Here is a 12,505-nt window from a genome sequence, read left to right as displayed (position 1 = left end):
CCCGTTGTCGTGTCGCGTCTCGCGCGTCGGAGTGAGGGTCAGTCCTCTTCCTTGCGCTTGCGCCAGCGGATGCCAGCGGAGATGAAGTCGTCGAGGTCGCCGTCGAACACGCTGGCCGGGTTTCCCGACTCGTGCCCGGTGCGCAGGTCCTTGACCAGCTGCTGGCCGTAGAGGAAGTACGAGCGCATCTGGTCGCCCCAGCTGGCGGTGATGTTGCCCGCGAGCTCCTTCTTCTTCGCCGCCTCTTCTTCCTTCTGCAGCAGCAGAAGGCGGGTCTGCAGCACGCGCATGGCGGCCGCGCGGTTCTGGATCTGCGACTTCTCGTTCTGCATCGACACGACGATGCCGGTCGGCAGGTGGGTGAGGCGCACGGCCGAGTCGGTGGTGTTGACCGACTGCCCGCCCGGCCCCGACGAGCGGAACACGTCGACGCGGATGTCGTTCTCGGGGATCTCGACCTCGGTCGCCTCTTCCATCAGCGGGATGACCTCGACCGCGGCGAACGACGTCTGGCGCTTGTCGGCGGAGCCGAACGGGCTGATGCGCGCGAGGCGGTGCGTCCCGGCCTCGACCGACAGCGTGCCGAACGCGTACGGGGCGGTGACCTCGAACGTGGCCGACTTGATGCCTGCTCCCTCGGCGTACGAGGTGTCGAGCACCTTCACGGGGTAGCCGTGCTGCTCGGCCCAGCGCAGGTACATGCGCATGAGCATCTCGGCGAAGTCGGTGGCGTCGTCGCCGCCCGCGCCCGAGCGGATGGTGATGATCGCGTTGCGCTCGTCGTACTCGCCGTCGAGCAGCGTCTGCACCTCGAGCTGGTTGATGGTCTGGGTCAGCGATTCGAGTTCAGCGCGCGCTTCGGCTGCGGAGTCCTCGTCCTGCATCTCGTTCGCGAGCTCGACGAGAACGTCGAGGTCGTCGAGACGGCGCTCGACCTCGGTGACGCGCTTGAGGTCAGCCTGCTTGTGGCTGAGCGCGCTCGTGACCTTCTGCGCCTTCTCGGGGTCGTCCCAGAGGTCGGGGGCGCCCGCTTCCTCGCTGAGTCGCGCGATGTCTTCGCGCAGAGAATCGACGTCGACGACCTCGCGGATGTCGCCGAAGGTGTGTCGCAGGGCCTGTATGTCGGCGGAGAGATCGAGTTCGAACATGGCAGTCAACCTTATCGCGCCCCGGCCCTGCTTCTCTGACCGCGGTATGTCCCGCCGTCCGTCGTATGCCGTCGGGGCTAGCGTGAGCGTTGTGAGCGACAGCGCGGCGAGTGTTCTGAGACGGTTCGGACCGATGGTCTACGCGCCCACCGTGCTCTTCTCGCTCGGCGAGGGCGCGGTCATTCCGTTGATCCCGGTGATCGCCACCCGTCTCGGCGCCGACGTGTCGCTCGCCGCCCTCGTGGCGTCAGCGCTCGTGATCGGCCAGCTGTGCGGCAACCTGCCGGCCGGCGCGCTGGTGGCGAAGATCGGCGAGCGCTACACGATGGTCGTCGCGGGCGCGCTGTCGATCGCGGCGGGTGTCGTGATGCTGCTGGCCGACGCTCTCGCGCTGTTCGCGGTCTCGGTGTTCGTGCTCGGCTTCTGCGCCGCCGCGTTCGGTCTCGCGAGGCACGCGTTCATGACCACCAGGGTGCCGCCGCGGTTCCGGGCCCGGGCCCTGTCGCTGCTCGGCGGCAGCTTCCGCTTCGGGATCTTCATCGGGCCTTTCGTCGCGGCGGCGCTCATCCAGCTGACCGGCTCTGAGCAGTCGACGATCTGGACCCTCATCGTGTGCTGCGCGGCGATCGTGCCGCTCGTGCTGTTCGGCCCCGACCCCGAGAAGAGCAGCCCCGTGCTGCTGAAGCCGACCGGTGCCGCCGTCGCCGAGGATTCCGGAGAGGTGGTCACGGGGTCGATCCCGACACGCGACCGGTACGGCGTGCTCGCCACCATCTCGTACTACCGCGGTGTGCTGATGCGCCTCGGCACCGCAGCGGCGGCGCTGTCGGCCGTGCGCTCTGCGCGCCAGGTGATCGTGCCGCTGTGGGGTGTGTCGCTGGGGCTCGATGCGAGCACGATCGCGATCGTCGTGGGCGTGTCGGGCGCGATCGACTTCGCTCTGTTCTACGCGAGCGGTCAGGTGATGGACCGCTTCGGTCGCATCTGGGCGGCGCTGCCCGCCATGCTGCTCATGGGCGTCGGTCTGATCGCCCTCTCCCTCACGCACGATCTCGACCAGGCGTCGATGTGGTTCGCGCTGATGGCCGCTGTGCTGGGCCTGGGCAATGGCCTCTCGAGCGGCATCCTGCTCACCTACGGGGCCGATCTCGCGCCCGAGAACGATCCTGCGACCTTCCTCGGCGCATGGCGGACGCTGACGGATGCCGGCGGCGCGGCCGCCCCCGTGGTGATCGCGTCTATCGTCGCCCTGGCCTCGCTGCCGCTCGCGACCGGCGTGATGGGCGGCGTGGCGCTGCTGGGTGCGGCGGGCTTCGCCGTGTGGACGCCGCGTTTCCTGTCGCGGCACGACGACTGAGCTCTCTGCTGTCTCAGCGCAGCGCGGTTCGGCTCGTCGCGGTGGCTTCAAGTGCTACGCCGTCGGGCACGAACGCCGAGAAGAGCGGCGGGTGCCAGGCCGCGGCGACCGTGATCCGGGCGGAGACGCCGTCGGGAGTGTCCGCCGACACGAGAGTCGCCTCCGAATCCATCGCACCGACCACCGCGTCGGCCTGATCCCGCACTCCGTCATCGGTGAGTTCTGCCCGCACCTGTGCTCCTTCGGCGTGCAGGGTGAAACCGTCTGCTCCGGCGAGCGCGGCCGCATCAGCAAGCGAGTCGAGGCGCTTCTGCGCGATGTACAGGTCGGTGGCGCACACGCATACGAAGACGAGCGCGGCCGCGAGCAGCGCGTACCCCAGGATCATGGGCAGCACGCTGCCCTCGTCGTCGGTCGACGCGACGCGAATCCGTCGGAGGGTTCTCATCCGCTCCCCCACTGGCGCGACACCTTCTGCGCCGACTGCGCCTCGACGGGGATCGCCGTCAGGTCGTCGAGCCCGAGTATCGGCGGCAGCAAGGGCAGCGGCACCTGCGTGCGCACGGTGACGACCACGGTGGCTCCGGCCGTCGGGCATTCCCGCGCGGAAGGCCTGCACGCGATCCTCACCTCGACGGCATCCGCATCCATCCCGTACTCGCGGACGATCCCGGCAAGCACCGCGTCGCCGCGTTCGGCCGCGGCGCCGGCGTCCGGCGCCTGACCGATCACCCGAGCGGTGTGACGGGCAGCGGCCTCGGCGCCGAGCGTCTGCTCCTGCACCGCGCCCAGCACGAGCACGAGATAGACGAGCGGAACCAGCATGAGCACGCCCGCCACCATGAACTCCAGGGCCGCGGAGCCCCTCTCGTCGCCGATCAGCGATTCACTCGTCTCCGAACGATTCGACGGGCGCACGGGCCTCCACCTCCAATCCGAGCGGCACACCGACGAGCCCCAGAACGGGCAGGGCGGTGCGTACCCGCATTCTCACGGTGGGATAGCCGAGGCTGTCGTCTTCGCCGACCGCTACGTCGCCGGCGTAGTCCGGCCCGACCGCTCGGGTGATCACCGCCTTCGTGCGCGAAGCGCCCTCATCGAGGGACGTGTCGGCGAGCGCGGCATAGTGCGCTCCTTCGACCGCGGCGTCGTGCACGACGTTGCGGACGTACACGGCCAGGGCCACCTGCAGCACCGCGAGTGTCAGGGCGGTCAGCAGCGCGCCGACGAGCACGAACTCGACGGGACTGGACCCTCGCTCATCGTCCTCGGCCGATCGCGCGTGCATCCTCAGCTCGGTTCAGAGGCCGGAGACGCGCGAGATCGCCTGCTCGAACAGGTCGACGAGGGCAGGGCCGGCGACAGCCCAGATCACCACGACGAGTGCGGCCGTCATGAGCGTCACCAGAACCCAGCCAGGCACGTCCCCCCGTTCGTCGTCGACCAGCTCACGACCGTCGGCGAGCCATTGCTTCAGCGTCTTCATCTCTTCTCCCCCAATTGGATAGCGGATCGTGTGTGCGTCGAGACCGCGCTCAGCCCAGCCCCAGTCGCAGAATGAACAGACCGGGGTAGACCGCGAACAGCACGCTCAACGGCAGGATCAGGAACACGAGCGGCAGCAGCATGAGGATCTCCTTCTGACCCGCCTGCTCGATGAGCACGCGCTTCGCCTCGTCTCGCGCGTCGGCCGCCTGAGAATGCAGCACTGCGGCGAGCGGCGCGCCGTGCTCGAGTGCCGCGATGATCTGGTCGGTGGCCCGCGAGAGGCCGGGCAGCTGCAGTCGCGTGGCGGTCTCGCCTAGCGCGTCGGCGAGCGGAGACCCTGTGCGCACGGCGAGCACGGTCTGACGCAGCTCTTCCGTGAGCTCGCCCGTGCCGATCGCCGACACGCGACGCAGCGCATCGAGCAGTGACTCGCCCGCCGACAGGCACAGCGCGAGGAATTCGAGAGTCGTGGGCAGTTCGTCGGCGAGCCGCGCGCGGCGTGCACGAGCGCGGCCGGTGAGCTGCATGTCATAGCCCACCGTGGTCCCGGCGGCGGCGATGACCGGCAGCAGGACGGCCGGTGGCGTCATCCGTCCCGAGACCGCGATGACCACGACGATGACTGCACCGGCCAGCAGACCGCCCACGCCCCACGCGAGTTGACGGCCGCGGAAGGCAGCAGGGCTCTGGGCGATACCGGCCTGTGCGATGCGCAGCCGAAGTGTGTCGCCTCCGCCGAGCATCCGATCGAAGAGCTCCTGCAGACGGCTCCAGAGCCGTCGCCCGCGGACGGGCATGACTCCGACAGCAGGAAGGACGCCGGAGGGCAGCGCATCGTCAGCGACGACATCTCGCACGTACGGCGCGATGCGACGCTCGAGCGACGGTCCGCTCCATCGAGGCAGGGCTGAGAGCACGCCGAGCAGCCCGAGCGCCAGCGAGCCGCCCAGCAGCACCGCGATCGCGGCATCGGTCACCCCTGTCATCCGAACCACCGTTCGGGTTCGGGCAAGCGCCCGATGCGCAGCATGATGCGGAATGCGATCACCGAGACGACCGCACCCACCAGGATGACGAGCACGCCCTCCGTGCTCCCGTACGCGTCGCGGCCCTCGGGTCGCATGGCGAGCAGAGCGAGGATCACCCACGGGGCGACCGCACCGAGCACCGCTGCGCCGCGGATCCATGACTGGCGAGCCTCGACCTCTCCGCGCAGCGCCGCATCCGCGCGCACCGACGCCGACAGTGCGCGCAGCACTCCGGTCAGCTCGGTGCCGCCGACCTGACGGGCCATCCGCAGCGTCTCGACGATGCGATCCGCTATCGGGTCCGCGAGGGTGGCCTTGAGCCGGTCGAGGCTCGACTCGAAACGGCCGGTCTGCTGCAGATCGCGCGCGAACACCGCGAACGCCGGGCGCACGGATGGCGAAGCGGACTCGGTGAGGCTTGCCACGGCATCCGGCAGCGACAGGCCCACTCTGATGGCCGCGACCAGCAGATCGCACACATCCGGCCAGACCTGTCGACGCGCCTTGCGCAGCCGCAGGCGACGTCCCCGCAGGAACATGACGGGAGTCGCGGCTGCGGCGAGGGAAGCGAGCAGGGCCAGCACCGGGATGCCGGTGAGAAGCCACGTCAGAGCTGCGGCCCCCGCAGCGAGCGCCACCATCACCGACACGAGCGTGCGCGTCGCCGTGCGGGAATGCCCGGCCTCGTCGAGCAGGCGACGCAGTCGGGTGCTGCGCACCTCGCGGGCGAGCTTCTCTCGCGGCGGCCAGAGCCACGGCGACGCGCACAGCAGCAGCCCCGCACCCAGCAGGGCACCCACGAGGAGGGTCACGCCGACACCTCGGCCCGGTAGACCGACGTGCTCAGAATTCGCCCATCGACCACCTCGCCAGTCGGTGCGATCACCTCTCCGATGCCTCGCGTCCCATCGGGGGCGCGACGGCAGTGCACGACGAACGAGATCGACGAGGCGAGCGCCGGAGCGATGAACGCGCGGTCGATGTTGCGCCCCGCGAGCAGCGGCAGCAGCGCGAGCTTCTCGAGCGCCTCGACGGCCGAGTTGGCGTGCACCGTTCCGGCGCCGGGGACCCCCGTGTTGAGCGCCAGCACCAGGTCGAGCGCTTCGGCGTCGCGCACCTCGCCGACCACGAGGCGATCGGGGCGCATGCGCAGCGCCTCTTTCACGAGGCGCCGCAGAGTGATCTCCCCCGTGCCCTCGAGGCTCGCCTGACGCCCCTGCAGCGCGACGACGTCGGGCCCGTCGACCGCGAGCTCGAACGTCTCCTCGACAGTGATGATCCGCTGCCCGGCAGCGGTCGCCGCGAGCAATGCGCCGAGCAGAGTCGTCTTGCCCGCATGCGTCGCGCCCGAGACGATGATACTTCGGCCGTCGCGCAGCGCGGCGAGCAGCATGTCCGCGACGTGCTGTGGCACCGATCCCTGGGCGATCAGCGCCTCGAGCGTGCGGTGTCGCTTCAGGAACTTCCTGATGTTGACGGCCCATGACCCGCGCACGACATCGGCTATCGCGACGTGCAGGCGCGACCCGTCGGGCAGCGAGGCGTCGACGAACGGCTGGCTGATGTCGACCCGCCGCCCCGTGGTCTGCAGCATGCGCTCCACGAGGTCGCGGATGACGGCATCCGTCAGCTGCAGGTCGACGCGGTGCGACGTACCGCCCTTCGCGGCGAAGATGCGGTCGGGTCCGTTGAGCCAGATCTCCTCGACCTCCGGGTCGTCGAGCAGCGGCTGCAGCGCCCCGAAGCCCGACACGGACGCCAGCACGTCGCGGACGAGCGCCTGCTCGTCGTCGATCAGAGCCTCGCCGCGCTGCAGCGCGAGGTCGTTATGCCGCCGTACCTCGAGCTGGGCGATGCGTCGCGCCTCGTCGGGCTGTGCACCGGGGTCGGTGTTCTCGAGACGCAGGCGACGTCGCACTCTCTCGGCGACGGCAGGGGACGGGTCTCTCACGCGGGCATCCTGACAGAGATCCGAGAACGGGCTCGGAAGTTATCCACAGCCGGCTCGCCGACCAGGCCGAGCACAGGGCAGATCTACGGAAAACCAGACCGACCCCATCGCTAGACTCAGAAGCGCGCGGAAGTGGTGGAATTGGTAGACACGCAGGATTTAGGTTCCTGTGCCCCTGGGCGTGTGGGTTCAAGTCCCATCTTCCGCACAGCATCCCCCATGCACTCCGCCGAAATCGAACGACGGGAACACTCTTGCTTCACACCATGCTTCAGGCGCCGACCGCGCTGATCCCGTGGCTCGACCCGGCGAACATCATCCACGGTGCGGGCGCCTGGGCGCTCGCCGTCGTCTGCTTCATCGTGTTCGCCGAGACCGGGCTGCTCGTCGGCTTCCTGCTGCCGGGCGACACGCTGCTGATCATCTCGGGCCTGCTCACGCACACCAACGACATCTTCGGCGTCAACATCTGGGCGGTCTCGCTGCTCATCGCCCTCGCGGCCTTCGTCGGCGGAGAGGTCGGCTACCTGATCGGCCACAAGGGCGGGCCGGCGGTGTTCGAGCGCAGGGAATCCGGCCTGTTCAGCGTCAAGAACGTCGAGCGCACGAACGCGTTCTTCGAGCGTTTCGGCGGCATCACGATCATCCTGGCCCGGTTCGTACCCATCGTGCGCACCTTCGCGCCCGTGGCGGCAGGCGTCGGACATATGCCGTGGAAGCGATACTCGCTCTACAACCTCATCGGCGCCCTGCTCTGGGGCTTCGGCCTCACCATGGTCGGCTATGTGATCGCCTACATCCCGTGGATCCGCGACCTGGTCGTCGACTACATCGACGTGATCCTGCTGATCGCCGTCGGCGGCACCGCCATCGTCACGCTCTGGCACTACCTCGTCGAGCGGTACAAGGCGAAGAAGGCCGCGGCCGCCGGGCAGGACGTCGACACCGACGCCTCCGAGGCGAAGGCGCTGCAGCTCGACCCCGAGGTCTTCGACCGCGCACCCGACATCGACGGAGACGGCAAGCACTGACCTCGGTCAGCACCGATCCGGGAGCGGCTGAGGCGTCGCGCGTCAGCCGGCCTTCTTCTTCGCCGTCGTCTTCTTGGGCTTCGACGCCGACTTCTTGTCGTCCGCTTCGCCATCGGCATCGTCGTCAGCGTGCTTCGCCGCGGTCTTGCCGCCGCCCGCGCGAGCGGCCTTCGTGCGCTCGACGCTGGCCCGCAGGGCCTCCATGAGGTCGATGACCTCGCCGCCCTTCTCTGCCTTGGCCTCGTCGCCGAACGTCTCCGACACGTCGAAGCCCTCGCCCGCCTCGATCTTCGCGTCGATGAGCGTGCGCAGCTCTTTCTGGTACTCGTCGACGAACTCCTCTGGATCGAAGTCGCTCGAGTAGCTCTCGACCAGCGCGGCCGACATCTCGAGCTCCTTCTTGCTGATCTTCACGTCCTCATCGAGGGCCGGGAAGGCGGCCTCCCGCACCTCGTCAGACCAGAGCAGCGTCTGCAGCACGAGCACATCGCCGCGCACGCGCAGGGCCGCGAGCCTGGTCTTCTGGCGCAGCGTGAAGCGCACGACCGCGGTGCGATCGGTCTGCTCGAGGGTCTTGCGCAGCAGCACATATGCCTTGGGCGACTTCGAGTCGGGCTCGAGATAGTAGGGCTTGTCGAGCGTGAGCAGGTCGATCTGCTCGGTCGGCACGAACTCGACGACATCGATCTCGCGGCTCTTCTCGGCCGGAAGCGAGGCGAGGTCGTCTTTCGTGAGCACGATCGTCTGGCCGTCGTCGACGTAGGCGCGATCGATGTCGGAGTAGGCGATCACCTTGCCGCACACCTCGCACGTGCGCTGGTACCGGATGCGCCCGCCGTCTTGATCGTGCACCTGATGCAGCGGCACGTCGTGATCCTCGACGGCGGAGTACACCTTGACCGGGACGTTCACGAGACCGAACGTCAGGGCGCCCTTCCAGATGCTTCTCATGCCCCTAGTGAACACCAGCCGCCCCGCCTGCGGCGAGGGGCTTGCGGATCACCGCTAGCCTGGCCCCATGGCATCCGGCGAGCAGGTCGTGCAGATCGACGGCCGCCGCCTGCGCATCACCAACCTCGACAAGGTCGTGTATCCCGAGACGGGCACGACCAAGGGCGAGGTCATCGCCTACTACTCGCAGATCGCGCCGCTCATGCTGCCGCACATGCGCGGACGCCCGGTCACCCGCAAGAGGTGGGTCGACGGCGTCGGCACAGCGGATGCCCCGGCTGAGAGCTTCTTCACCAAGCAGCTCGAGCGAGGTGCGCCTGATTGGCTCAGGCGGATGCCGATCGAGCACTCCGACGGACCGAAGGAGTACCCGCTCGCCGACGACGTCGCGTCTCTCGTCTGGTTCGCGCAGATCGCCGCCCTCGAGCTGCATGTGCCGCAGTGGCGGTTCACCCATTCGGGCGGCCGCGGGATGCCGGATCGCCTGGTGCTCGACCTCGACCCCGGCCCCGGGGTGGGACTCGCGGAGTGCGCGGAGATCGCGCGGATCGCCCGCGGCATCCTGGGCGGGATGGGCCTGGGGCCCATGCCGGTCACGAGCGGGAGCAAAGGCATCCATCTCTACGCCCGGCTGCCGACGACCGACGACGGCACGGGTCTGCAGACGAGCGACGACGTATCGGCGGTCGCGAAGGAGCTCGCCCGTCTGATCGAGGCGGATCATCCCGATCTCGCGACCCACGTCATGGCGAAGTCGCAGCGCGGCGGCAAGGTGTTCATCGACTGGAGCCAGAACAGCGCCTCGAAGACGACCATCGCGCCCTACTCGCTGCGGGGCCGCTCACGGCCCTGGGTCGCCGCCCCGCGCACCTGGGACGAGCTCGACGACCCTGATCTGCGGCACCTGGAGTACCACGAGGTGCTCGAGCGGATGGAGGCGGGGATCGACCCGCTCGCCGCGCTGGCGCCGGCCAGCACCGCTCTCACCTCGTACCTCGCGAAGCGCGACTCGGCGAAGACGCCGGAGCCCATGCCGCGCACGGCATACGCGAGTTCCGGCGGCGCGCCGCGCTTCGTGATCCAGGAGCACCACGCCAGCCGACTGCACTACGACCTGCGCATCGAGCGCGAGGGCGTGCTCATCAGCTGGGCGGTCCCGAAGGGCGTTCCCGAGACCGCCGAGCGCAATCACCTCGCCGTGATGACCGAGCCGCATCCGCTGGAGTACCTGACCTTCGAGGGCGAGATCCCTGCGGGCGAGTACGGCGCCGGATCGATGACCGTCTGGGACACCGGCACGGTCGCGCTCGAGAAATGGCGCGACGACGAGGTGATCGGCACGTTCACGGGCCAGACGGGTGGGCGGCTCGGTTCCGCCCGGCTCGCGCTGATCCGCACCAGCGGTGAGGGCGAGAAGTCGCAATGGCTGCTGCATCGCATGAAGGACGACACCTCTGCCCCCGAGCGTGCGACGTCTCGGCGCCCTGCTCCCTCGCGCCCTGCTCCCCCGCGCTCAGAGACCGCCCGCTCAGAGGCGCCGGGGCGCATCGCACCGGGCAGCGCTGTGACGCCGCCGGATGCGGCCGCGCCCGCGTCGTTCATCCCGCCGATGCTGTCGGAGTCGGGGACGCCGGGTCTCGCCCGCTCGCTCAGCGATCCTTCCTGGGCAGAGATCAAGTGGGACGGCATCCGCGCGGTCGGCACCTGGCAGAAGACCGACGAGGGTGGCGGTCGCTTCACGCTGCGGGCCCGCAGCGGCACCGACATCACCGCCCGCTACCCCGAGCTCACCTCCGACGGCGCCCCCCATCTCCCGGCATCCGATGCCGTCGTCGACGGCGAGATCGTCGCCTTCGACCGCGACGGCCGGCCCAGCTTCGCTCGGCTGCAGAACCGGATGCATCTGACCAAGGGGCGTGAGATCGAGCGTGAAGTGGTGCGCACCCCGATCGTGTACATGCTCTTCGACCTGCTTCGCCTCGACGGGCACGACCTCACCGACATGCCCCTGCGTCAGCGGCGCGAGCTGCTCGAGCAGCTCGCGACCGATCTCGACGCCCCCGTGCAGGTGCCGCCCGTCTTCGACGACCTCGAGGCGGCGCTCGACGCGAGCCGCGAGTTCGGGCTCGAGGGCGTCGTCGCGAAAGACCCCGATTCGAAGTACCGCCCCGGGCGCCGCACCGGCTCCTGGCTGAAGCTCAAGCAGACGCACACGCAGGAGGTGGTGATCGTCGGCATCCGCCCTGGTCAGGGCAATCGGCGCAGCGGGATCGGCTCGCTGCTGCTCGCCGTCCCCACCGCCGAGGGCGGGCTGCGCTACGTCGGCCGCGTCGGCACGGGTTTCACCGACCGGATGCTGCGCGACCTCGCGACGCAGCTCGAGCCGCTCCGGGTGAAGGCGGCACCGCTCGAGGTGCCCTCCCCCGATGCATCCGACGCGCTGTGGGTCAGACCCGAAGTGGTCGGCGAGGTCGAGTTCGCGAACTGGTCGCCGGGTGGCATCCTTCGTCACTCCCGCTGGCGCGGGCTGCGCCCCGACAAGTCTCCCGACGAGGTGCGGCTCGAGCAGTGACCGCGACCGCCCTTCCGGTCAGGCGTGCGCCGCTTCGCATTCGTCGTGATCGGCCGGCTCGAGCTGGAAGGTCGAGTGCTCGACGTCGAAGTGGTGGGCCAGGCACCCCTGCAGCTCCTGCAGCAGCTTCGACGATCCGCCCGCCGCCAGCACCGCCGGCTCGACCGTCACGTGCGCCGTGAACACGGGTGCGCCACGGGTCAGCTGCCAGACATGCACGTCATGCACATCGACCACTCCGGGATACACCTTCAGGTGATCGCGGATCTCGCTCACGGCCATGCCCTCCGGCGCCGACTCCGCGAGCACCGAGAACACCTCCCTCAGCAGAGAGACGGCACGGGGCAGGATGAGCACCGCGATCAGCAGCGAGGCGATCGCATCGGCCGGCATCCATCCCGTGGTGACGATCACCACGGCCGCGACGATGACCATCGCCGAGCCGATGAGGTCGCCCATCACCTCGAGGTACGCGCCGCGCACGTTGATGCTGGTCTTCTGAGCGCGGCTGAGCACCCACATCGCGACCGCATTGGCGATCATGCCGATGACCGCGACCGTGAGCATGAGCGGTCCTGCCACCTCGACCTCACCAGGATCGATCAGGCGCTGGACTCCCTGCACGGCGACGACGACCATGAGCACGATGAGGATGATCGCGTTGATCAGCGCCCCGAACACCTCTGCGCGCTGGTACCCGAAGGTGCGCCGGTCATCGGCGGGGCGCGCGGCCACCGCGGTCGCGATCAGCGCGATCACGAGCGCAGACGAGTCGGTGAACATGTGCGCGGCGTCGGCCAGCAGGGCCAGCGAGCCCGAGAGGATCGCGCCGATCACCTGCACCACCATCACGGTGGCGGTGAGCGTCAGCGAGATCGCCAGCAGGCGCCGGTGGCCGGCGTCGCGGATCCCTCCGCGGGCAGGAGCGTGGTCGTGCATGCATCCAGGCTAGGCCGGGCGATCGCCCGGCAAGCCCGGA

Annotated in this window: 13 protein-coding genes and 1 tRNA gene; 4 read left to right on the top strand and 10 right to left on the bottom strand. The window is 69.3% G+C overall.

All coding sequences use genetic code 11. The features are described from left to right. Positions 1–38: 38 nt before the first annotated feature. Positions 39–1,148, bottom strand: a complete 1,110-nt coding sequence (gene prfB / locus AB0N59_RS14645; RefSeq protein WP_204974083.1) for a peptide chain release factor 2 — start codon at positions 1,146–1,148, stop codon at positions 39–41. 133 nt (positions 1,149–1,281) lie between these two features. On the opposite strand from prfB, the gene AB0N59_RS14640 reads away from it, so the two are divergent. Next, on the top strand, positions 1,282–2,505 hold the full coding sequence (locus AB0N59_RS14640; RefSeq protein ID WP_363485016.1) for an MFS transporter: 1,224 nt from the start codon (positions 1,282–1,284) through the stop codon (positions 2,503–2,505). Positions 2,506–2,518: 13 nt separating this feature from the next. Here AB0N59_RS14640 and AB0N59_RS14635 read toward each other — a convergent pair whose 3' ends face one another. Genes AB0N59_RS14635 through AB0N59_RS14605 form a run of 7 tightly spaced genes read right to left on the bottom strand, consistent with a single transcriptional unit; the run spans position 2,519 to position 6,972 of the window. Beyond that, positions 2,519–2,953, bottom strand: coding sequence for a hypothetical protein (locus AB0N59_RS14635; protein WP_363484881.1), 435 nt, complete (start codon positions 2,951–2,953; stop codon positions 2,519–2,521). After that, entirely contained in the window at positions 2,950–3,423 is a 474-nt protein-coding gene (locus tag AB0N59_RS14630; RefSeq protein WP_363484878.1) for a TadE family protein, read from the bottom strand. Before AB0N59_RS14630 ends, AB0N59_RS14635 begins: the two co-directional genes overlap by 4 nt. Next, a complete protein-coding gene (locus AB0N59_RS14625; RefSeq protein WP_363484875.1) occupies positions 3,392–3,793 on the bottom strand; it encodes a TadE/TadG family type IV pilus assembly protein in 402 nt (133 codons plus the stop codon). Before AB0N59_RS14625 ends, AB0N59_RS14630 begins: the two co-directional genes overlap by 32 nt. Positions 3,794–3,805: 12 nt before the next feature. Then, a complete protein-coding gene (locus tag AB0N59_RS14620; RefSeq protein ID WP_363484872.1) occupies positions 3,806–3,991 on the bottom strand; it encodes a hypothetical protein in 186 nt (61 codons plus the stop codon). Positions 3,992–4,040: 49 nt separating this feature from the next. After that, positions 4,041–4,979 (bottom strand): type II secretion system F family protein, encoded by a 939-nt coding sequence (locus AB0N59_RS14615; RefSeq protein WP_363484869.1) that lies wholly within the window; start codon positions 4,977–4,979, stop codon positions 4,041–4,043. Then, on the bottom strand, positions 4,976–5,833 hold the full coding sequence (locus AB0N59_RS14610; protein WP_363484866.1) for a type II secretion system F family protein: 858 nt from the start codon (positions 5,831–5,833) through the stop codon (positions 4,976–4,978). The genes AB0N59_RS14615 and AB0N59_RS14610 overlap by 4 nt, the downstream gene beginning before the upstream one ends. Continuing rightward, on the bottom strand, positions 5,830–6,972 hold the full coding sequence (locus AB0N59_RS14605; RefSeq protein WP_363484863.1) for an ATPase, T2SS/T4P/T4SS family: 1,143 nt from the start codon (positions 6,970–6,972) through the stop codon (positions 5,830–5,832). Before AB0N59_RS14605 ends, AB0N59_RS14610 begins: the two co-directional genes overlap by 4 nt. Positions 6,973–7,098: 126 nt before the next feature. Between AB0N59_RS14605 and AB0N59_RS14600 the strand changes: the two genes are divergently transcribed. Continuing rightward, positions 7,099–7,180 (top strand) — tRNA-Leu (locus AB0N59_RS14600). A gap of 58 nt (positions 7,181–7,238) precedes the next feature. After that, entirely contained in the window at positions 7,239–8,003 is a 765-nt protein-coding gene (locus tag AB0N59_RS14595; protein WP_363484860.1) for a VTT domain-containing protein, read from the top strand. A gap of 42 nt (positions 8,004–8,045) precedes the next feature. Here the strand turns inward: AB0N59_RS14595 and AB0N59_RS14590 are convergent, their stop codons facing one another. After that, positions 8,046–8,954 carry a Ku protein gene (locus tag AB0N59_RS14590; RefSeq protein WP_363484857.1) on the bottom strand — a complete coding sequence of 303 codons (909 nt, stop codon included), beginning with the start codon at positions 8,952–8,954 and terminating at the stop codon, positions 8,046–8,048. A 67-nt stretch (positions 8,955–9,021) separates the two neighbouring features. Between AB0N59_RS14590 and AB0N59_RS14585 the strand changes: the two genes are divergently transcribed. Further along, positions 9,022–11,526, top strand: a complete 2,505-nt coding sequence (locus AB0N59_RS14585) for an ATP-dependent DNA ligase (protein WP_363484854.1) — start codon at positions 9,022–9,024, stop codon at positions 11,524–11,526. An 18-nt stretch (positions 11,527–11,544) separates the two neighbouring features. Here AB0N59_RS14585 and AB0N59_RS14580 read toward each other — a convergent pair whose 3' ends face one another. Beyond that, positions 11,545–12,465, bottom strand: a complete 921-nt coding sequence (locus tag AB0N59_RS14580) for a cation diffusion facilitator family transporter (RefSeq protein ID WP_363484851.1) — start codon at positions 12,463–12,465, stop codon at positions 11,545–11,547. Between the last annotated feature and the right edge of the window lie 40 nt (positions 12,466–12,505).

This window comes from Microbacterium sp. NPDC089321 (assembly GCF_040684935.1).
Lineage (GTDB): Bacteria > Actinomycetota > Actinomycetes > Actinomycetales > Microbacteriaceae > Microbacterium.
This window is presented reverse-complemented; position numbering and strand designations above follow the sequence as displayed.